The following is a 19,289-nucleotide window of genomic DNA, read 5'->3' as shown; positions in this document are numbered from 1 at the left end:
CCGGCCTTTTTTGTTGCCCATCAGGAACCCCCCAACGCGAGAACCGTTGTAAGACCAATAACTTCGATTAGGAGAGTGACATGCTCTACTACGCACTCGTCTTCCTCGTTATCGCGCTTATCGCGGGCGTTCTCGGCTTCAGCGGCATCGCTGGCGCCTCGGCCGGCATCGCCCAGATTCTGTTCTTCCTGTTCCTGGCCTTCTTGGTCATCTCGCTGGTCATCGGCTTCTTCCGGCGTGCCTGACCCTCTCGGTGCAGCCCGGCCAGCCATTTGATGCGGCCTCGCTCCACAGCGGGGCCGTTTTGTTTCCCGGCAGCTTCCAAGGCTTTCCCTTATGCCCCCCTCCCCGCTTGATCCGCAGACGCAGATGAGGTTGGGCGCCTTGTCCGCAGGCTTGCGCGCGCAGGGAATTTGCATCTTGCACCAGGGGCCGGACCACCGTTTCGACATGGCGGAGAACCTGCCTGCGGCATGGTCCGGGCAGGCGGTGATCGGCGGCACCGAGGCTGATTTCCTGCCTGCCGAAACCGCCTTTGCCTTCGCGGAAGCCTTTGATCGGGCACGCACTACCACCGACGACCAAATCATCGAGTTCGAAATTGGCGAAGGTCTTCGCCGCCACTATTTCGAGGCAAGGATGGTGTCGGACGAACTGGGTGTCACCACAGTCGTCACCGACCGGACCGAGGAGCGCGCGCGGGAAATTGCCGTGGCAACGCTGTTGCGCGAGGTCAGCCATCGCTCCAAGAACCTGTTGGCCATCGTGCAGTCCGTTGCCATGCAGACCGCGCACCACAGCGGCAGCATCAAGGACTTTCTGGACCGGTTCCGCGGCCGGCTCCACGCGCTGTCCAGCACGCAGGATCTGGTGACCGAGAGCAATTGGCGCGGTACCTATCTGCAGTCGCTGATAACCTCGCAGCTCACGCGGGTCGGCCACGCCATCCTTCCCCACGTTCGTGTCACCGGTCAAAATCCCCTGCTGGGTCCCAATGCGTCGCTGCATATCGGCCTCGCCATTCATGAACTGGGCGCCAACGCGATCCGCCATGGCGCGCTGGCCGATGGGCAGCCCGGGCAAGTCTGGATCGACGCGCGCGTGGTTCACCCGCCCGATCAACCCCCACACCTCGTCATCGAATGGCAGGAGACGGGCATTGACGTCGCCCCCGTCCAGCACGAGCCGCACTTCGGCACGCTGGTCCTCGAGCGCATCGTGCCGCTCTCGGTCGGTGGTACCGCCGATTTCCGCGTCGAGGCCGATGGCGTCCGCTACCGGCTGAACGTGCCTGCTGATCAGTTCGAGAGCTGAGCGGGCAGCAGCTCGTCGATCCGCCCGGTCCAGTGGTAGACCGCCAGCCCGATCCACTCCTTCATCGCCACGCTGGTCGTCACCACGTTCACCGCCGGATTGACCACGTCAAGGCCGAAGGATTCCGCGCCCGTGCTCCGATAGTCGGTAGGCCAGGCGATAACCTCAAGGCCGGACGTGCGGAAGATGCCGACGGACCGGGGCATGTGGAATGCCGATGTCACCAGCATCACATTGCCCGTCACCTCGCCCAGCATGGCTAGCGTATTTTCGGCATTCTCGTCGGTGTTGCGCGACTCCCCCTCCAGCACCAGCCGCGAGGGCTCGACCCCCAGACCGATGAAGAACCGCCGTGCCGTCAAGGCCTCGGACTCGCCATCGTCGACCATCAGGCCAGAACCGCCGCTCAGCACGATACGTGCCTGTGGGTAAAGCTGCGCCAGACGCAGCGTCTCGGTCAGCCGATCGCCCGCCTCGGTTAACTCGGCGACCTGCCGCCTGGTGCTGACACGGCCGGATGTCGCCCCACCCAGCATGATGATCGTGGACACGTCCCGGGGCATGGTGGCCGGTCGCGCGAAACGCTCCTCAAGCGGCCGGATCGCCATGACCCCTGCCGTTGTGAAGGCGCTCACCCCAAGGATCAGGAGCGCCAGTGCGCCCGCCAAGAGCCCGAGCCGCCTGCGACCGAAAGCGACCAGAACCCAACCGAACAGGCACAGCAGGAACGTCAGGCTGACCGGCTGCACCAGCACCCAGAAGACCTTGGAGACTATGAAGAACATCGACTTGACACCCTTTTGCACTGCGCACCATAGCGCAGCCAATTACGGCTGGCGCACCACAGAAGCTGGGAACGCAAGCCACTCGGAGTTTCTTTCCGCTTGCTATCTCCCCAGCTTTTGCTTTTCTTGACGGCGGTAAGGATTGCCAGCCTCAAAAAAGGGCAGTCCCCGATCAGGAAGGCGCCCGCCTCGGCGGGCAAAGGGTGAATATGGCGCAAGCTGCTGCCGCCAGCGCGGAAAAGTGGCCTGTCGTGGCAATCCGCGACTTGCACAAATCTTTCGGCCAGCTGGAAGTGCTCAAGGGCATTTCCTTCTCCGCCAGCGAAGGCGAGGTGGTGTCGCTGATCGGGTCTTCGGGCTCGGGCAAGTCCACCCTGCTGCGCTGCATCAACATGCTCGAAGTGCCCGATAGCGGCACCGTCGCCATCGACGGCGAGGAGATCAAGCTGCGCGGCACCGCGCCCCACCGCCAGATCGGCGACGAAAACCAGATCCGCCGCATCCGCTCCGAACTGGGCATGGTGTTCCAGAGCTTCAACCTGTGGGCCCACCTGACCATTCTCGAAAACGTCATGGAGGCGCCGCTCATCGTGCAGAAGCGCGACCGCGGCGAGGTGCAGCAGGAGGCGCTCGCCATGCTGGCCAAGGTCGGCATCCGCGAAAAGGCCGACGCCTATCCCGCCCAGCTGTCGGGTGGCCAGCAGCAGCGCGCGGCCATTGCCCGCGCCCTCTGCATCAATCCGCGCGTCATGCTGTTTGACGAACCCACCTCGGCGCTAGACCCGGAACTCGAGGTGGAGGTGCTGCGCGTCATCAAGATTCTCGCCGACGAGGGCCGGACCATGGTGCTGGTGACCCATGACATGGATTTCGCCCGCTCGGTCAGCGACCGCGTCATCTTCCTGCATCAGGGCATGATCGAGGAAGAAGGCCCGCCCGAGCAGGTTTTCGGCGCCACCAAATCGGCCCGCCTCAAGCAATTCCTAAACGCCGCCAGCCACCAATAGGCGGGCGACGCTGGATCAAGTCCCGGGAAACGGGCGCAACGACAAGAACAACGAACGGAGAAACAGATGAAGAAGCTCATCCTCGCGGCAGTGGCCACCCTGGCCCTCGGCGCCGCGACCCAGGCACAGGAAACCGTGCGCATCGCTACCGAAGGCGCCTATGCGCCCTGGAACTTCCTCAACGATGCGGGCGAGCCCGCTGGCTTCGAGATCGACCTGGCGGCCGCCATCTGCGCCCAGGCCGGCCTTACCTGCGAAGTGATCACCAATGACTGGGACTCGATCATCCCCAACCTGCTCGCGGGCAACTACGACGTGATCATGGCCGGCATGTCGATCACCGACGAGCGTCTCGAAACCATCGACTTCACCCAGAACTACTTCCCGCCCGATCCGTCCAAGTTCGTCGCCGCTGCCGGCGCCGGCATTGACCCGTCGGCCCTCGAAGGCAAGCGGGTCGGCGTTCAGGGCGGCACCATCCAGGCCGCCTATGCCGAGGAAAATCTCGGCGCGACCAACACCGTGGTCTCCTTCGGCACTGCCGACCAGGCCATGGCCGACCTGGCAGGCGGCAACCTCGACACCATCCTGGCCGATGGCGCCTATCTCGAGCCCGTGGTCGCCGCGTCCAGCGGCGCCCTCGAATTCGTCGGCGAAGACGTGATGATCGGCAATGGCGTCGGCGCGGGCCTGCGCAAGGACGAAGCCGAACTCAAGACCAAGTTCGATGACGCCCTGACGGCTCTCAAGAAGGACGGCACCGTCGACAAGCTGATCGCGCAGTGGTTCGAAGGCCGCGGGCCGTATTTCGCTGAGTAAGCCAAGCCTTCACACGCTCGGTCTCCCCTCTCCCCTGGCGGGAGCGGGGAGATCGCGCCTAGCGCAAGACGGGTGAGGGGATCGGCACTGCATATGCAATCGGACGGTTCTACCCCACCCCCTCATCCGCCCCTTCGGGGCACCTTCTCCCGTAAGGGGAGAAGGATATCCAGCGGCTGGACTCCATGAGCGAAGACCTGGCCTTCTGGCTGAGCTACATCACCAATGGCAAGCATCTCACCTGGTATGCGAGCTTCCAGTTCACCATCTTTGCCGCCGTCTTTGGCGGCACCCTGGCCGTCATTTTCGGCCTGCTCGGCGCCACCCTCAAGAATTCGCGGTTCCTGCCGCTGCGCCTGATCGGCACGGTCTATTCCTCGATCGTGCGCGGCGTGCCCGATGTGCTGTTCTTCCTGTTCTTCCCGCTGGCCTTCGAGCAGGCGGTCGAGTGGTTCATCGCCGGCCAGGTCTGCACGCCAGAGATGCTCGCTGCGCAGTCGGCTGCCTGGCCGCCCTGCAAGGAAGCCAACTGGTTCCTCGGCACGCCCGAATACCTCGTCCTCGCCTCGGTCTCGCTGGGCCTGGTCTATGGCGCTTTCGCCACCAATGTCATCCACGGCGCGCTGCGCTCGGTGCCCAAGGGGCAATTGGAGGCCGCCCGCGCCTATGGCATGTCGGCGAGCCAGCTCCTGTGGCGCATCCATATCCGCCAGATGTGGGTCTATGCCCTGCCCGGCCTCTCCAATGTCTGGATGCTGATCATCAAGGCGACATCGCTGCTCTCGCTGCTGCAGATCGCCGATATCGTGCTGTGGGCCGACCGGCTTGGCGCCCCCAATTTCCTGCCCACGGTGGGTCTCGTGCATGACGATTGGCGCTGGCGCTACTATCTGGTCCTGTTTGTCTTCTACATCCTCGTGACACTGCTGTCCGAGCGGGTCTTCGAGGCCATCATGCGCCGCGCCGGCCGTGGCATCCTGAGCGAGGTGCGCCACTGATGGATCGCCTGCTCCAGGAAATCGCCCTCTTCGCGCCCGCGGCCGTGTTCAACGTCTATTTCGCCGCCGCCTCCATTCCGCTCGGCTTCGTCTTCGCAGTGGCCCTGGCGCTGGGCAAGGCATCGCCCAATCCGCTGATATCAAGGCTCAGCCGCGGCTATATCTACGCCTTCCGCGGGTCGCCGCTCTTCATCCAGTTCTTCATGCTCTATTCGCTGGCTTTGTCGTTCAACGTCGCCGTGTGGAAGCCATGGGGCATTTCCTGGTTCGTGCTGCACCCGCTGTTCATCGGCCCGCTGGTGCTGACCCTCAACACCGGCGCCTACACCGCCGAAATCTTCTATGGCGCGCTGCGTGCCGTGCCGCGCGGCGAGGTGGAGGCCGCCCGTGCCTACGGCATGTCCAGGGCGCAGCAGTTCCGCCACGTGGTCTGGCCCAATCTCATCCGCCTGGCCTGGCCCGCCTATACCAATGAGGTCGTGTTCCTGTTCCACGCCACGGCCATCGTCTATTTCGCCCTGCCCGTCATCGGCAACCAGCGGGACCTGATGATCACGGCCAAGGACCTGTTCGAGCGCGACTACAATGCCTTCCTGCATTTCTCGGTCGCGGCGCTGTGGTTCCTCGCCGTCTCGCTGGTGGTTTTCTTCCTGTTCGGTCTGGTCTATCGACGCCTGATGCGTCACATGCCAGCCGCGCCGGGCATGCGCTTCGCCCCCAAATGGCTGCGCTGAGGAACACCATGAAGATCATCGCCGATCTGTGCATCGTCCCCATGGGCGTCGGCCCGTCCGTATCCGGTTATATAAGGGAAGTACGGGACATCATCGACGCCTCGGGGCTCAGCCATCACATGCATGCCAACGGCACCAATATCGAAGGCGAAATGGCCGCCGTCACGGCCTGCATCGAGGCCTGCTGCGCCCGCCTGCACGACATGGGCGTCGAACGCATCTTCTGCACCATGTCGTTCTCGACCCGCAACGACAAGGCCCAGACCATGGCCGACAAACTGGCGAGCCTTGCCTGAGGAACCCATGACCTTCCAACTGCACCACACCAACCTCATCGGCGATACGCCCGGCACCACGACCAAGCTCTATTGGTACACTATCGGCCCGGACGATGCCGAAACGCGCATCCACCTGCAGGCAGCGCTGCATGCCGACGAGCAGCCCGGCACCATGGCGCTGCATCACCTGCTGCCGCGATTGCGCGATGCTGATGCCGCCGGCCAGTTGCGAGCGCATTTCACCATCTTCCCCTCGGTGAACCCGCTGGGCCTGGGCAATTACACGTTGCGCCATCACATCGGCCGCTACGACATCGAAACAGGCATCAACTACAACCGCCGCTGGCCCGATCTCTACCCGCAGGTGGCGGACTCCATCGCCGGCAAGCTGACCGGCGATGGCAGAGCCAACATCGCCATCATCCGCGCCGCCGTCGCCGCCTGGATCGACATGCAGCAGCCGCGCACGGCGATCCAGCAGTTGCGCCTGCTCGTGCTCAGATCGGCAGCCGCCGCGGACATCGTGCTTGATCTCCACTGCGACGACGACAGCCTCAAGCACATCTTCACCTCGCCCGAGCTGATGCCGGGCCTGCAGGACCTCGCCGACTGGATGGGCGTCGCGGCAACACTCACCGCCGAGGACAGTGGCGGCGGTTCCTTCGACGAGGTGCTGCCCACCCTCTATCGCAAGGCGCGCCTGGCCCATCCCGACCATCCCATTCCGTCAGGCGCCGAGACCGCCACACTCGAATATCGCGGCCGCGCCGACAGCTTCGACGCCATCGGCGAGGAGGACGCGGCCGGGCTCTTCGGCTTCTTTGCCGCTCGGGGCCTCATCGCGGCCGATCCCGGCGCGCGTCCGGCCTCCGCACCCGGTCCAACGCCGTTCGAGGCGACCGAAGTGCTGCGGGTCGACGCGCCTGGGCTCCTGGCCTACCGCGTCGAACTCGGCGCCCGGGTGCAGAAAGGCCAGCCCATTGCCGATCTCATCGCGATGGATGGGTCCGAGGCCTATATGGCCCGTCGGCCGATCCTGGCGGGAACCGACGGCTTCGTGCTCTCGCGGGTCATGGGCAAATACGTCGTTCGGGGCGCCAGCATCGCCAAGATTGTCGGCACCGAGGTGCTGCCCACCCGCGCAGGCGCGTATCTGCTGGAAGACTGACGGCCCCTACCCGGCCAGCGCCGACAGCCTGGCTTCCGCCTCGGCCTTGACGGCGGGGGCCAGCGGCGGGACATGGGTCAGCAGGTAATCCGCCAAAGCGACATGATCGAGCGGCTGCGAGAAATAGAAACCCTGCAACTGGTGGCAGGCGATCCCGGCAAGGAACTGAGCCTGTGCCCTGGTCTCGACACCCTCGGCGGTGATCGTCAGCTTGAGCGTCTTGCCCAGCGATGCAATCGCCTTGAGGAAGTCGCGCGCCACCTCGTCGTCACCAGAGGCGTCGACGAAAGAGCGATCAATCTTGATCTTGTCGAAGGGGAACTTCAGCAGGTGACTGAGGCTCGAATAGCCAGTGCCGAAGTCGTCCATGGCGATGGTGACGCCCAGGTCCCGAATCTCCACGAGCCTGCCGATTATCGCGTCCGGATCCTCCATCAGCAGCCCTTCGGTGATCTCGATTTCGAGTCGCGGGGCGGCGAGCCCCGACACCGCCAGCGCACGTTTCACCACCATGGCGATGTCCGAGCGGCGGAAATGCTTGGCCGATAGATTGACCGCCACCGTCAGCTGCTCCGGCCAGCTGGCTGCCGCGCGGCACGCCTCCACGATCGTCCAGTCGCCGATATCGACGATAAGGTTGGAATGCTCGGCGATCGGAATGAACTCGGCCGGCAATATGAGGCCGCGAACCGGGTGATTCCAGCGGATCAGCGCTTCAAAGCCCGTGGGTGTGGCGTCGTCGGCCGACACCTGCGGCTGGTAGAACAGCACCAGTTCGTCGTTTTGAATCGCCTCGCGCAGCTCCCCCTCAAGCAGCCGCCGATCCTGAGCTTCCGAATCCATCTGGCTTTCGAAGAAGCGAAACACCGAGCGTCCGGCCGCCTTGGCGCGATAGAGCGCCAGATCGGCATTGCGCAGGATCTCATCGGCCAGCCTGCCGTTGGCAGGGGCCATGGCGATCCCGATGCTCACCCCGACGCTTACCTGGTCGCCCTCGATAGCGATGGGGCGCTTGATCTCCTCAATCAGCCGCGTCGCCAACCGGCCAAGGCCCTCGGCATGGCTGTCATTGGGCAGGATAATCGCGAATTCGTCGCCACCCAGCCGGGCGGCCAGGTCGGTTTCGCGCACCAGCCCCTGGATGCGGCGGGCGATCTGCACCAGCACCTTGTCGCCGGCCAGATGACCCCGGCTGTCATTGACCGCCTTGAACTGGTCAAGGTCGAGGAACATCACTGAGAACGGTGCTCCGTGCCGTTCCAGCCGTGCGACGCAACTGCCCAGTTGTTCGGTGAACTTGGTGCGGTTGAGCAGGCCGGTCAGCGGGTCATGATGCGCCAGCATGGTAATGCGTCGCTCGGCGACCTTGCGCTCGGTCACGTCCGAGCCGGTGCCGACATAGCCCAGGTAATTGCCCGCTTCGTCGAAAGCCGGCTTGCCCGTCAGGGCCCACCAGCATTCCCTTCCGTCAGCGATCACCCGCAATTCGATGTCCTGAAAGGTCTGCCGCTTCTGCACGTCCCTTTCGACATGCAACATTAGGGGGTCATCAGGTGGGGTGATGCAGCGCAGGAAATGCACGAAATCGGCACCCCGCAATGCCTCCTCGGCCACCCCGGTTGCCATGGTGAATCCGGCCGACATGCGATTGATGGCGCCGTCGGCATCAAATCCCCAGATCCAGTCCGAGGTGCTTTGCTCGAACTCACGTAGCAGCAGGCCAATGATTTCGCTCTTTTCCCTGACCAGCGTTTCGGAGGCGCGATAGCTGGCAAAGGCAGCCGCATGGTTGAGCGTAACCACCACCATGATGAGCGTGAAGCCCATCAGCAGCGTGCCAAGCACCCAGATGTCAGGCAGGCTGCCCAGGCTAAGCACGGTGCTCAGGGCCCCCACGATGAGTGGAATGAAAAACGCCGCCAGGGCCTGCGGATAGTGGACCAGCGCCATCGTCGAGACGCAAACCAGCCCGCCGACGCCGATAGTCACCGCACCGCGCATGGTGGGGCTCTGGTCCACCGGCAGCAGGTACAACACAAATCCCCAAAGACTGCCCAGCAACGCGGCATAGGCGATAGTGCGAATGACGGAAGCCCGAGGCGGCCCCTCTGTCCGGTTCGGCGTCCTGGCAAATGCGAGATAGGTGCCGTGCGCTCCGATCATGATGATGGCGCAGACTGCGGCGAGGATCGGCCAGAAGCGCGACGTCTGCCAGGTCAGGGCCAGGAACACCGTCGAAACCACCAGCGAGGCTGCCAGCATGGCCGGCGCCATCCGCGCCGCGGAACCCAATTGCTGGCGCAGCAGCTTGTCGCGGACACGCGGCGTCAGGCCGTCCGCACCGATGGCGCGGTCGACAAAGCCGTTTATCAGGGAAATCAGGCCCGAACCCGGAATGGCGCTCATGGACGCAGGATGTCGTCCAGCGCTTAATTTTGCGTATGAGTCAGCTTCGCAACGGGGTACAAACTTCTACAATTAGCCTTTCCTTAACTTCGAATTGTACTCTGGTAAGGCTAACCATAATAAACTGCGGTCGTTAGTCGACTTGAGCGCCAACATTAGCTTTGCCCCGCTGAGAGAGCGGCAGGGTCCTTTCCGGAGAGTGTGCATGACCACCAAGACCAACTCGGTTCCCGAGAGTGCGCTGACCGGCAGCCTGCGTGACTTCCGCTCCCCCCACGGTTCCGATCTGATCGGTCGCGTCGCCGGATTTTACGAATGGCAGAACCTGCGTCGCGAGCACGACCTCTGGCCCTATGCCCGCTCCACCTCCACCGCGCCACAGGCCCGCTGCGAAGCCATGAGCGATACCGGCGCCACCTTCGCCGGCATCAACTTCGCCAGCCAGGATTATCTGAGCCTGTCCTCTCATCCCGCCATCAAGGCGGCGGCCCACAAGGCCATCGACGAATATGGCGTCCACAGCGCCGGCTCGGCAGCGCTGCTCGGCAACACCACCAATTCCCTGTTGCTCGAACAGGGGCTCTCCCAGTTCCTGGGCGGCCGGGAAATCGTGCTCTATCCCACCGGATGGGCCGCCGGTTACGGCTCGGTGCAGGGCTTCGTCCGCGCCAACGATCATGTCGTCATGGATATCCTGGCCCATTCCTGCCTGCAGGAAGGCGCCAAGGCCGCCACACCCAATATCCACTATCACGGCCACCTCAACCTAGAGGCGATGTCCCGCAAGCTCGAGCGCATCCGCGCCAGCGACAAGGACAACGGTATCCTGGTGATCACCGAGAGCCTGTTCTCGATGCATTCCGATACGCCTGACCTGCTGGCCATGCGCGCGCTCTGCGACACCTACAACGCCACGCTGCTGGTCGACTGCGCCCACGATCTGGGCTCCATGGGCGAAGACGGTCTCGGCCACCTTGGCCTGCAGAACGCCCTTGATGCGGCCGATATCATTATCGGCAGCTTCTCCAAGACCTTCGCCTCCAATGGCGGCTTCATCGCCGTCAGGGACAGGGCCACCGCCGAATATCTGAAATATTACAGCGCCACCCACACCTTCTCCAACGCCCTCTCGCCGGTGCAGGCCGCAACCGTGCTCTGTGCCCTCGATATCGTGCGCTCCGAAGAGGGTCGTCTGCTGCGCCGCAAGCTGATGGATAACATCCTCCACCTGCGCGCCGAGATGACGCGCGCCGGCCTCGAGACCCTGGGCGATCCCTCGCCCATCGTCCCGGTCCGGCTGGGTCTCGAAGGCGTCGGCCGGTTTGCCAGCCGTCACCTCATGGCCATGGGCGGCATCGCCAATCTAGTTGAATACCCCGCTGTTCCGCAGGGCGGCGCCCGATTCCGCTTCCAGGTTATGGCCTCCCATACCAGCGACGACATCGATCAGGTCGTTGCCATCCTGGCCAAGGCCATGCGCGAGGCCGATCTTGAATATCGCCTGGGTCACGAGGGGCAGGCCGATGCGAGCCGGGCCCATGTGGCGGGCGCCATCGCCTGACTGCACGGCGCCCCGCCGCAGCCGTTGCCCCTCAGGGGGCGCAGAGCGGGCGAAGCCTATCCGAAACTCATGGCCGCTGCCGGGGTCTTGGGCCCCAGCACGGCCTGCATCTTGCCCAGCAGGCGCGGCAGGTCCACCGGCTTGGTCTCGAAGTCGATGCAGCCGGCGGCCAGGGCCTTGGCCCGATCGCTTTCAAACGCGCTGGCGGTGAGCGCGATGATCGGCATGGCCGCCATTTCCGGATCGGCATGGATGCGGCGCGTCGCTTCGCAGCCATCCATTTCGCCCAGGCCGATATCCATCAGGATCACGTCGGGCATCAGGGCCTTGGCAGCCGCGATGCCGCTCGGTCCGTCCTCGGCGAAGCGGATGGAGAAGCCACGTCGTTCCAGCCGCCGGCCAAGCACGTCGCGATTGATCGGATTGTCCTCGACGATCAAAACCAGTGCCATCTCGAAACTCCGTCCTATCCGTTGACGGCCTTGGCGCGCAGCTGACCACGCGTGGCCTTGAGCCCCGCAAGAGCTGCCTTGACCTTGCTGCCGTCAAACGGCTTCATCACGATCCCGTCCGCCCCGGCCGCCAGCGCCTTTGAGCGTTCGCTGAGGATTGAGATCATGAAGACCGGGATGTCTGCGGTGACCGGATCTGCTTTGAGCGCCGCCAGCACATCCCAGCCATCAAATCCTGGCATTAGTATGTCAAGGAAGATCGCCGCTGGCTTGACTGTCCGGGCAATCTGCAGCGCCGATTGCGGCGCGTCGGTACAGATCGGCGTGTAGCCTTCCCGCGCGAAGAGGCGTTCGGCCAGTTCGAGGAAGCTGCGGTCGTCATCGACCACGAGCAGGCGTGGCCGCTGGTCGGGGATGGTGGCATCTCGGCTCGATCCGGCGCGCCCGGCCGCGGCCTCGTCCGCTTCGGCCTCGCCATCGGCAGGAAACCCGGCCTGCTTGTGGCGCAGCGGCAGTGGCAGCGCCGATATGATGGGCTCGGCAGCGGCTTGTTCCACCTGCGCTGGCAGCCGAATGGTGAACAGACTGCCCTTTCCAGATTCGCTTTCGATCTCGATCCGCCCGCCCATCAACCGGCACAGATTCTGGCTCAGCGACAGGCCCAGCCCAGTGCCACCATAGACCGCAGCAATCTTGGAACTGGCCTGGGTGAAATTGGAGAACAGCACCTTCTGTTGTTCCTGGGAGATACCGATGCCCGTATCGGCAACGGCAATTTCCATCCAGTCCCCGTTCCGCTTGACGCTCAGGGTTATCTGCCCGTTCTGCGTGAACTTGGCGGCATTGGAGAGAAGGTTGAAGATCGCCTGGCGCAGCTTGGTAATATCGGCCCGCATGACGCCGAGATCGGGGCCGCGCTCGACCATGAAGCTGTTGGCATTCTTGGCCGCCAGCGGACGGGCCGTCGCCTCGATCTCGTCGATCAGCTTGTCGAGGTCGACATTCTCCACATGCAGGACCATCTTGCCCGCCTCGATCTTGGAGATGTCGAGAATGTCGTTGACCATGGCCAGCAGATGCTTGCCGGCGGCACTGATCTTCTGCAGGTCGGCGATCTGTTCGCCCCGCCCGTCGAGTTCGGCGTCTTCGAGCAGCAGTTCGGAATAGCCAAGCACCGCATTGAGCGGCGTGCGCAGCTCGTGGCTCATCTTGGCCAGGAATTCCGACTTGGCGCCGTTGGCACGCTCGGCATCGTCCTTGGCGCGGGTCAGGGCCTTGAGCGTGGATTGGTGGCGGTCGATTTCCTTGATCAGCTCGGACTGGCTATCCACCACGCTGGAATAATAGGCCGCCATCATGAACACGTAGATGTTCGAGCCCAGCGCCGACAGCACCCCCGCCACGACCATGTTCTCCACTGGGATATGCACGGGGAAGTCGGTATAGAGATAGGCGCCGTAAAGTCCGGCAATGCCCAGGGTGATCTGGCCAAGCACGAAGATGCGCGCTGTCCAGGTCGAGCCCATATACATGAAGGCCAGCAGCGGCGTCAGCACCAGCCAGACGAGGAACGGGGAACTTGCTCCCCCATAGTTATAGGTGCCCCACAGGATGCAGAAGGTGAGATTGAGCACCGAGGCCATGGCCAGCGGCGTATAGGCGCGCGGAAACAGCTTCACCAGCGCCAGGAATGGCCAGAAGCCGTAGATGGACGCCGCCAGGATCGGCACCTGCGGCCAGGGCCGCGGATCATTGAACCACAGGAACAGCGGGATCGGCGTGGCGATGATCGGTCCGAACACATGGCTGATGATGAACATCTGCACACGCTTGCGCGTATGCAGGTCCCCGCTCAGGTGCTCGGGGACGAACCAGTTCATCACCCGCTGCAGAAAGGTCAGGAAGGCCAAGGGAGCGCCTCGCGCAATAACTCACCACGACTTTGGGCCCAACATTTTGACAAGTGGTAAACTATTGTTCGGAACGTGAAGGTATTCGGGCGCCTCTAGAGCCCGAACTCGGCATGCTCCAGCGCCGTCACGACCCCTCGCAGTTCCGCCAGTCCCTTCATCCTGCCGATAGTGGGATAACCCGGCTGCGAACGCCGTCCCAGATCGTCCAGGATGTCCTGGCCGTGGTCCGGACGCATGGGAATGACATGGTCCTTGCGCCCGGCCGCCTTGCGTCGACGCTCCTCACGCACCACCGCCGCAATGACGGCGACCATGTCGGTATCCCCGGCCAGGTGCTCGGCCTCGTAGAACGAGCCCATGACATCGTCATTGTCGCGCTTGACGTTGCGCAGGTGCAGGAAATGCACCTTGTCGGCGAACTGTTCGAACATGGTGGGCAGGTCGTTGTCCGGCCGCGCCCCCAGCGAGCCGGTGCAGAAGGTCATGCCATTGGCCGGGCTGTTCACGGCATCCAGGATGTACTGGTAGTCGGCCGCGGTCGACATCACCCTGGGCAGGCCGAGCAGCGCGAACGGCGGATCATCGGGATGGCAGCACAACCGCAGGCCCAGGTCTTCGGCGGTGGGGACCACCGCATCGAGGAAATCGACGAAATTGGCGCGCAGCCGCTCGCGGGTGATGGCGCCATATTCGTCCAGATGCGCTTGGACATCCTCTAGCGTCATCGACTCCGTCGAGCCTGGCAGGCCCATGGTGACATTGCGCGCCAGCTGCTTGCGTTCGGCATCGTCCATGCCGGCAAAGCGCCGCTCCGCCTCGTCGGCAATGGCATTGGTGTAGTCGGCCGCGGCGCCCCGGCGCTGCAGGACATGGATGTCGAATGCGGCGAAGTCGTTGATGTCGAACCGCATGCACGAACCGCCATTGGGCACTGCCCAGCGCAGGTCGGTGCGCGTCCAGTCCAGCACCGGCATGAAATTGTAGCAGATGACCTCGATGCCGCTGTCGGCGAGGTTCCGCATCGAGATCTTGTAGGTCTCGATATGCTCGCGCCAGGCATTCTTCTGCTTCTTGATATCCTCGGAGACCGGCAGGCTTTCCACCACGTCCCAGGTCAGGCCCGATGGCGTCCCGTCCTTGCGTGTGCCGATTTCGGCATGCCGTTTGGCGATTTCCTCAGGCGTCCACACAGCACCATTGGGCACATGATGCAGGGCGCTGACGACCCCCATCGCACCCACCTGGGTAATGTCGTCGATGCTGCACAGGTCCTTGGGACCGAACCACCGCCAAGTCTGTCGCAAAATCAGGCTCCGTCTTCTTGTATGGTAGTGCCTTGCCACATCGTGGCACGGCGCGAAAGTCCTATTCGTTGGCCAACCTGAGCAGCGCATCGACATGACAGGGCGAGCCTTCGCGGCACCAGCAGGCAAGGTTCCTGCCCGCCAGCTCGGTCCGGATTCTCTCGCGGGCCGGCGGCGGCTTTGGCCCCTTGAGTTCGCCCGCGATCCAGCGCCCGTAGCGCGCCACCGCCTCGGCCTGGGCGGCTTCTTTGTCGAGCCCAGCCTCCTCCATCACCTCGGCAATGGTGAAAGGATTGCCCCACGGCCCGGGACGCGCCACCGATTGCGCCGGCAGTCCGTTCAGCGCCTGTGAAACGGCCTGCAGGTCAAACCCCGCGCGACGCGACAGCACGATGCGCACTGGTTTCATCACAGCTCCTTGTCATAGACGAATTTGGGCATTTCCCACTTCTTGACGATGGCCAGCACGCGCAGCGGGAAACCCACGGCAATGGCCGCGATGATCACCACATCGGGGTAGATATTGGCGGCAAGGCCGAAATAGTAGATCGCCCCGGTCACGATCGAGACGGTGGCATAGAGCTCGCCCCGGAACACCAGCGGCACGTCATTGCACAGCACGTCGCGCAGGATGCCGCCGAAAATGCCGGTCACCATGCCAGCAATCAGCACGATCAGCGGATGGGACCCCATTTCCATGGCGATGTTGCAGCCAATGATGGTGAAGACCACCAGCCCCAGCCCATCCAGCAGCAGGAACGGCCAGCGAAGCCGATCCACCACCCGGGCCATGGCGATGGTCAGCAGCGCCGCCCCGCAGACCAGCAGCAGCACATAGGGGTTCCTGACCCAGTACAGCGGATAGTGGTCGAGAAAGATGTCCCGGATGGTTCCCCCGCCCAGGGCGGTGACGCAGGCCAGCAGGCACACGCCGAACCAGTCCATCTTGCGCCGCCCGGCGGCCAGTGCCGCGGTCATCGCCTCGGCGGTAATGGCGATGTAGAAAATGACCTCGAGCATCAGGCGTCCTGTCGAAACCGGGTTGTGCGGCGCCACGTTACCGCAAGAGATTGCCGCGTCCAGTGAGAGCCGCCATGCGCCAGCCCAAATCCGTCAAAGGCCTCGAAGATCTCGGCCGTGTCAGGCTCAGCGAGAACTTCTTCCTGCGCGATTTTCTCTATTCCGAGATCGCCGTGATCCACGGTTTCCAGAACATCCCCGATGATCCGGACCTCGCCATCGCCGCCGGCAGAGTGCTCTGCGAAACCCTGCTCGAACCGCTGCAGGCCCGTTTCGGCAAGATCTCCATCCGCTCCGCCTATCGCTCGCCCGAGGTCAACCATTTCGGCAATATCAACAAGCTCAATTGCGGCCGCAACGAAACCAACTATGCCGGCCACATCTGGGACCGCCGCGACGCCAGCGGCCGCATGGGCGCCACCGCCTGCGTGGTCGTCAACCGCTTCGTGCCCTATTACGAGCGCACCGGCGATTGGGAAGCCATGGCCTGGTGGGTGCATGACCACCTCCCCTATTCCGACATGGAATTCTTCCCCAGGCTCGCCGCCTTCAACCTGCAATGGCGCCAAGAATCGGAGCGCAAGATCTACAGCTTCATCCCGCCGAGACGGGGCCGATTCACCGGGCCGGGCAAACCCAACTGGGCCGGAAGGCATGACGAGGCCTATGCAGCGATGCTGGAGGAGATCGGGTGATCTCTAGCCAACCCAACCACGGTGTCATTCCGGCGAAGGCCGGAATCCACGTCCGTGGTCCTCAGCGACATCCAGCGTGTGGCGCGCTCGCCGCATGGATTCCGGCCTTCGCCGGAATGACACCGCGGCGTGTGAGGAGACCTCACCCTACAAGAAGTCCGCCCGCAGCGGCGTAAACACATCAACCAGTCGCCCCTTCTCCAGCGCCACCACACCATGCACCAGCCCAGATGGCACGATGAAGCTGCCCCCCGTGCCAACGACTGCCGTCTTGCCGTCGATCGTCACCTCGAAGGTCCCCTCGGCCACATAGCTCACCTGCACATGCGGATGACTATGCAGCGCCCCGACCGCGCCCTTGTCGAAGCCGAATTCCACCTGCATCAGCTCGGGCGTATGGATCAGCACGCGCCGCGTATTGCCCGGCGCGAGCACCACCGTCTCGCCCTCATCCGCCTGCGCGAACAGTTTCTGTTCAGTCACTCTGATTTACCTCGCCAGCCACCCGCCATCCACCGGGATGACGGCGCCATGCATATAGTTGGAAGCGCCCGACAGCAGGAACACCGCCGCGTCGCCAATGTCGGACGGTACGCCCCAGCGTCCCGCCGGAATGCGTCCGAGAATGGATGCCGAACGGTCGGGATCGGCCCGCAAAGCCTCGGTATTGTTGGTCTCGATATAGCCTGGCGCGATCGAGTTCACGTTGATGCCCTTGGCCGCCCACTCATTGGCCAGCAGCCGCGTAATACCCAGCACACCGCTTTTCGAGGCCGTATAGCTGGCGACGCGAATACCGCCCTGAAAGCTCAGCATCGACGCGATATTGACGATCCTGGCGGCCCGTCCAGCCTCGATCGCCTTCCGCCCCAGCGCCTGGCACAGGAAGAACATCGTCTTGAGATTGATGTCCATCACCTGGTCCCAGTCGGCTTCGGTGAAGTCCACCGCGTCCACCCGCTTGATGATGCCGGCATTGTTGACCAGCCCGTCGATCGGCCCATGGGCGATCCACGCCGCCTCGAACATGTCCTGCGCCGCCGGCACCGACGAGAGATCGGCGCCCATGCCGACAAAGGCTGCCCCGGCGCCGCGGACCAGGCCTTCCGTCTCCTCCATGCTGGAGCGCCCGACCCCGATCACCCTGCCGCCGGCCCGGGCCACCGATAGCGCGATGCCCTGCCCGATCCCGGTATTGGCGCCCGTGACCATGATGGTCTTGCCGGCGAGGCTGAATGCGCTGAGATCGCTCACAGCAATTCGTCCATGCCGATCTTGTCGACATCGGTATAGTCGACATTGTCGCCGGCCATCGCCCAGATGAAGGTATAGGCCCCCGTCCCCGCGCCCGAATGGATCGACCAGGGCGGCGAGATCACCGCCTCCTCATTGCGCACGATCAGGTGCCGCGTCTCGTCCGGCTCGCCCATCAGATGCACCACGAAGGCATCCGGCTTGAGGTCGAAATAGAGATAGGCCTCCATGCGCCGGTCATGCACATGCGCCGGCATGGTGTTCCACACCGAGCCGGGCGCGAAGCTGGTCAGCCCCACCACCAATTGGCAGGTCTTGACGCTGTCGGCATTGACGAACTGGAAGATGCTGCGCTCGTTCGCCGTCTCCTGGCTCCCGAGATCCAGCCGCTTGGCGTCGCTCTGCCTGATCAGGGTCGTGGGATGGCTGGCATGGGCCGGGGCGCTGAGCAGGTAGAACTTGGCGCCCTGGCCGGCAAACCGCACATCCTGGGCGCCCATGCCCACATAAAGCATGTCGCGCGCGCCCACTGCATAATCGGTACCATCAACCGTGATTGTTCCCGCCTCGCCGATATTGGCGGCGATCAGCTCACGCCGGTCGAGAAAGTTCTCCGTGCCGGTCGGCTTGATGGTCTCCAGCACCAGTGGCTTGGCGTCTGGCGCCGCGCTGCCCACCGCCATGCGGTCGTAGTGGGTATAGGTCCAGTTGACAGCGCCAGGAACGAACAGGTCGTTGACCAGGAAATGGTCGCGCAGCTCCTCGGTATTCATGGTGGCGGCGCTGACCGGGTCAATGGCGAAGCGGATGTCGAAATCGGTACTCATGCTCAGTCCTGTTTTGCCGTCGATTGTTCACGCAGCCGCTGGCGATAGCGCTCCTGGCTCAGCGACAGATGCTGGCGCATCGCCTCGCGCGCCGCCCCGGCATCCTGCGCCGAAATGGCCTTGAGAATGGCCAGGTGCTCCCGTTGCAGCCCCGCCTGATATTCGAATGTCAGCACGCTTTCCGTGCCCCATGGCGAAGCCACGTCACAGGGAATGGTCCGGCTGCCCAGCCCGTCCAGCACCTCGATGTAGAATGGATTGTTCGTCGCCGCCGCGATGGCGCGATGAAAGGCGAAATCGGTCTTGCCCGTGGGCGTCCCGAGCTTCATCAGCCGCTCGAACTCGTTCCACGCCTCCTGGATCGCCGCCTCCTGGCTGGCGCTGCGACGCAGCGCCGCCAGCCCCGCCGACTCGATCTCGATCCCCATGCGCACTTCGAGCACATTGATGGCGACCGAAATCTTGTTGGACGTGTCCGCGCCGATTGCCGTGAATGGGCTCGCCGCATTGCCGACGACGAACACCCCGGCCCCCTGCCGCGGCTGCACCAGTCCATCGGCCGACAAGGCCGCGATCGCCTCCCGCACCACGGTGCGGCTGACGCCGAATATCGTGGTCATCTGGCTCTCGGTCGGCAGCTTGGTGCCTGCGCGGTATTCGCCGGCGCTGATGCGCTTGCGCAGCGTCCCGATCACGAGGTCAGCCAGCTTCGGCTTGCGCCCGGGAATTGTCATCTCGTCGCTGAGACTCATCA

The 19,289-nt window shown here is 63.8% G+C and carries 21 protein-coding genes; 10 read left to right on the top strand and 11 right to left on the bottom strand.

Annotated features, from left to right (window positions below; genetic code table 11):
- The first annotated feature begins 80 nt into the window (after positions 1-80).
- Positions 81-245 carry a DUF1328 domain-containing protein gene (locus tag IH615_RS04650; RefSeq protein ID WP_291360209.1) on the top strand — a complete coding sequence of 55 codons (165 nt, stop codon included), beginning with the start codon at positions 81-83 and terminating at the stop codon, positions 243-245.
- Positions 246-420: 175 nt separating this feature from the next.
- Complete coding sequence (locus tag IH615_RS04645; RefSeq protein WP_291360207.1) at positions 421-1,314, top strand: sensor histidine kinase; 894 nt, start codon at positions 421-423, stop codon at positions 1,312-1,314.
- Here IH615_RS04645 and IH615_RS04640 read toward each other — a convergent pair.
- A complete protein-coding gene (locus IH615_RS04640; RefSeq protein WP_291360206.1) occupies positions 1,299-2,099 on the bottom strand; it encodes a YdcF family protein in 801 nt (266 codons plus the stop codon). The genes IH615_RS04645 and IH615_RS04640 overlap by 16 nt on opposite strands.
- Positions 2,100-2,308: 209 nt before the next feature.
- Here IH615_RS04640 and IH615_RS04635 point away from each other — a divergent pair, with 209 nt between their 5' ends.
- The 6 genes from IH615_RS04635 to IH615_RS04610 all read left to right on the top strand — a co-directional run bounded on the left by IH615_RS04635 (position 2,309) and on the right by IH615_RS04610 (position 7,103).
- Positions 2,309-3,106 carry an amino acid ABC transporter ATP-binding protein gene (locus tag IH615_RS04635; protein WP_291360205.1) on the top strand — a complete coding sequence of 266 codons (798 nt, stop codon included), beginning with the start codon at positions 2,309-2,311 and terminating at the stop codon, positions 3,104-3,106.
- A gap of 66 nt (positions 3,107-3,172) precedes the next feature.
- Positions 3,173-3,925, top strand: a complete 753-nt coding sequence (locus IH615_RS04630; RefSeq protein WP_291360204.1) for a transporter substrate-binding domain-containing protein — start codon at positions 3,173-3,175, stop codon at positions 3,923-3,925.
- Positions 3,926-4,110: 185 nt separating this feature from the next.
- On the top strand, positions 4,111-4,923 hold the full coding sequence (locus IH615_RS04625; protein ID WP_291360203.1) for an ABC transporter permease subunit: 813 nt from the start codon (positions 4,111-4,113) through the stop codon (positions 4,921-4,923).
- A complete protein-coding gene (locus tag IH615_RS04620; protein WP_291360201.1) occupies positions 4,923-5,657 on the top strand; it encodes an ABC transporter permease subunit in 735 nt (244 codons plus the stop codon). Before IH615_RS04625 ends, IH615_RS04620 begins: the two co-directional genes overlap by 1 nt.
- 8 nt (positions 5,658-5,665) lie before the next feature.
- Entirely contained in the window at positions 5,666-5,953 is a 288-nt protein-coding gene (locus tag IH615_RS04615; protein WP_291360199.1) for an MTH1187 family thiamine-binding protein, read from the top strand.
- A 7-nt stretch (positions 5,954-5,960) separates the two neighbouring features.
- Positions 5,961-7,103, top strand: a complete 1,143-nt coding sequence (locus IH615_RS04610) for a succinylglutamate desuccinylase/aspartoacylase family protein (protein ID WP_291360197.1) — start codon at positions 5,961-5,963, stop codon at positions 7,101-7,103.
- Between the two features lie 6 nt (positions 7,104-7,109).
- Here the strand turns inward: IH615_RS04610 and IH615_RS04605 are convergent, their stop codons facing one another.
- On the bottom strand, positions 7,110-9,509 hold the full coding sequence (locus IH615_RS04605) for a bifunctional diguanylate cyclase/phosphodiesterase (RefSeq protein WP_291360195.1): 2,400 nt from the start codon (positions 9,507-9,509) through the stop codon (positions 7,110-7,112).
- Positions 9,510-9,714: 205 nt separating this feature from the next.
- On the opposite strand from IH615_RS04605, the gene IH615_RS04600 reads away from it, so the two are divergent.
- The gene (locus IH615_RS04600; protein ID WP_291360193.1) at positions 9,715-11,070 is read left to right on the top strand and encodes a pyridoxal phosphate-dependent aminotransferase family protein; all 1,356 of its coding nucleotides are present in this window, start codon (positions 9,715-9,717) and stop codon (positions 11,068-11,070) included.
- Between the two features lie 56 nt (positions 11,071-11,126).
- Here IH615_RS04600 and IH615_RS04595 read toward each other — a convergent pair whose 3' ends face one another.
- From IH615_RS04595 to IH615_RS04575, 5 genes are all read right to left on the bottom strand, one after another.
- Positions 11,127-11,522, bottom strand: coding sequence for a response regulator (locus tag IH615_RS04595; RefSeq protein ID WP_291360191.1), 396 nt, complete (start codon positions 11,520-11,522; stop codon positions 11,127-11,129).
- A 14-nt stretch (positions 11,523-11,536) separates the two neighbouring features.
- Positions 11,537-13,432 carry an ATP-binding protein gene (locus IH615_RS04590; protein ID WP_291360190.1) on the bottom strand — a complete coding sequence of 632 codons (1,896 nt, stop codon included), beginning with the start codon at positions 13,430-13,432 and terminating at the stop codon, positions 11,537-11,539.
- Positions 13,433-13,527: 95 nt separating this feature from the next.
- Positions 13,528-14,739, bottom strand: coding sequence for a mannonate dehydratase (gene uxuA / locus IH615_RS04585; RefSeq protein ID WP_291360189.1), 1,212 nt, complete (start codon positions 14,737-14,739; stop codon positions 13,528-13,530).
- A gap of 61 nt (positions 14,740-14,800) precedes the next feature.
- Positions 14,801-15,151 (bottom strand): DUF4326 domain-containing protein, encoded by a 351-nt coding sequence (locus IH615_RS04580; RefSeq protein WP_291360188.1) that lies wholly within the window; start codon positions 15,149-15,151, stop codon positions 14,801-14,803.
- The gene (locus IH615_RS04575) at positions 15,148-15,759 is read right to left on the bottom strand and encodes a trimeric intracellular cation channel family protein (protein ID WP_291360187.1); all 612 of its coding nucleotides are present in this window, start codon (positions 15,757-15,759) and stop codon (positions 15,148-15,150) included. Before IH615_RS04575 ends, IH615_RS04580 begins: the two co-directional genes overlap by 4 nt.
- Before the next feature lie 74 nt (positions 15,760-15,833).
- On the opposite strand from IH615_RS04575, the gene IH615_RS04570 reads away from it, so the two are divergent.
- Positions 15,834-16,454, top strand: coding sequence for a hypothetical protein (locus tag IH615_RS04570; RefSeq protein WP_291360186.1), 621 nt, complete (start codon positions 15,834-15,836; stop codon positions 16,452-16,454).
- Between the two features lie 147 nt (positions 16,455-16,601).
- Here the strand turns inward: IH615_RS04570 and IH615_RS04565 are convergent, their stop codons facing one another.
- From IH615_RS04565 to IH615_RS04550, 4 genes are read right to left on the bottom strand one after another with little or no spacing between them, the layout of a single operon-like run.
- The gene (locus IH615_RS04565; protein ID WP_291360185.1) at positions 16,602-16,937 is read right to left on the bottom strand and encodes a cupin domain-containing protein; all 336 of its coding nucleotides are present in this window, start codon (positions 16,935-16,937) and stop codon (positions 16,602-16,604) included.
- A gap of 6 nt (positions 16,938-16,943) precedes the next feature.
- Positions 16,944-17,708 (bottom strand): 2-dehydro-3-deoxy-D-gluconate 5-dehydrogenase KduD, encoded by a 765-nt coding sequence (gene kduD, locus IH615_RS04560; protein ID WP_291360184.1) that lies wholly within the window; start codon positions 17,706-17,708, stop codon positions 16,944-16,946.
- On the bottom strand, positions 17,705-18,535 hold the full coding sequence (kduI, locus tag IH615_RS04555) for a 5-dehydro-4-deoxy-D-glucuronate isomerase (protein WP_291360182.1): 831 nt from the start codon (positions 18,533-18,535) through the stop codon (positions 17,705-17,707). Before kduI ends, kduD begins: the two co-directional genes overlap by 4 nt.
- A gap of 2 nt (positions 18,536-18,537) precedes the next feature.
- Positions 18,538-19,287 carry a FadR/GntR family transcriptional regulator gene (locus IH615_RS04550; protein WP_291360180.1) on the bottom strand — a complete coding sequence of 250 codons (750 nt, stop codon included), beginning with the start codon at positions 19,285-19,287 and terminating at the stop codon, positions 18,538-18,540.
- Positions 19,288-19,289 lie beyond the last annotated feature (2 nt).

The organism is Devosia sp. (assembly GCF_014860165.1).
Taxonomy (GTDB): Bacteria; Pseudomonadota; Alphaproteobacteria; order Rhizobiales; family Devosiaceae; genus Devosia.
This window is presented reverse-complemented; position numbering and strand designations above follow the sequence as displayed.

Coding starts and splice junctions, on each gene's coding strand:
- IH615_RS04650 (WP_291360209.1), top strand. CDS start 81: ATGCTCTACTACGCACTCGTCTTCCTCGTTATCGCGCTTATCGCGGGC.
- IH615_RS04640 (WP_291360206.1), bottom strand. CDS start 2,099: ATGTTCTTCATAGTCTCCAAGGTCTTCTGGGTGCTGGTGCAGCCGGTC.
- IH615_RS04635 (WP_291360205.1), top strand. CDS start 2,309: ATGGCGCAAGCTGCTGCCGCCAGCGCGGAAAAGTGGCCTGTCGTGGCA.
- IH615_RS04630 (WP_291360204.1), top strand. CDS start 3,173: ATGAAGAAGCTCATCCTCGCGGCAGTGGCCACCCTGGCCCTCGGCGCC.
- IH615_RS04625 (WP_291360203.1), top strand. CDS start 4,111: ATGAGCGAAGACCTGGCCTTCTGGCTGAGCTACATCACCAATGGCAAG.
- IH615_RS04620 (WP_291360201.1), top strand. CDS start 4,923: ATGGATCGCCTGCTCCAGGAAATCGCCCTCTTCGCGCCCGCGGCCGTG.
- IH615_RS04615 (WP_291360199.1), top strand. CDS start 5,666: ATGAAGATCATCGCCGATCTGTGCATCGTCCCCATGGGCGTCGGCCCG.
- IH615_RS04610 (WP_291360197.1), top strand. CDS start 5,961: ATGACCTTCCAACTGCACCACACCAACCTCATCGGCGATACGCCCGGC.
- IH615_RS04605 (WP_291360195.1), bottom strand. CDS start 9,509: ATGAGCGCCATTCCGGGTTCGGGCCTGATTTCCCTGATAAACGGCTTT.
- IH615_RS04600 (WP_291360193.1), top strand. CDS start 9,715: ATGACCACCAAGACCAACTCGGTTCCCGAGAGTGCGCTGACCGGCAGC.
- IH615_RS04595 (WP_291360191.1), bottom strand. CDS start 11,522: ATGGCACTGGTTTTGATCGTCGAGGACAATCCGATCAATCGCGACGTG.
- IH615_RS04575 (WP_291360187.1), bottom strand. CDS start 15,759: ATGCTCGAGGTCATTTTCTACATCGCCATTACCGCCGAGGCGATGACC.
- IH615_RS04570 (WP_291360186.1), top strand. CDS start 15,834: ATGCGCCAGCCCAAATCCGTCAAAGGCCTCGAAGATCTCGGCCGTGTC.
- kduI (WP_291360182.1), bottom strand. CDS start 18,535: ATGAGTACCGATTTCGACATCCGCTTCGCCATTGACCCGGTCAGCGCC.
- IH615_RS04550 (WP_291360180.1), bottom strand. CDS start 19,287: ATGAGTCTCAGCGACGAGATGACAATTCCCGGGCGCAAGCCGAAGCTG.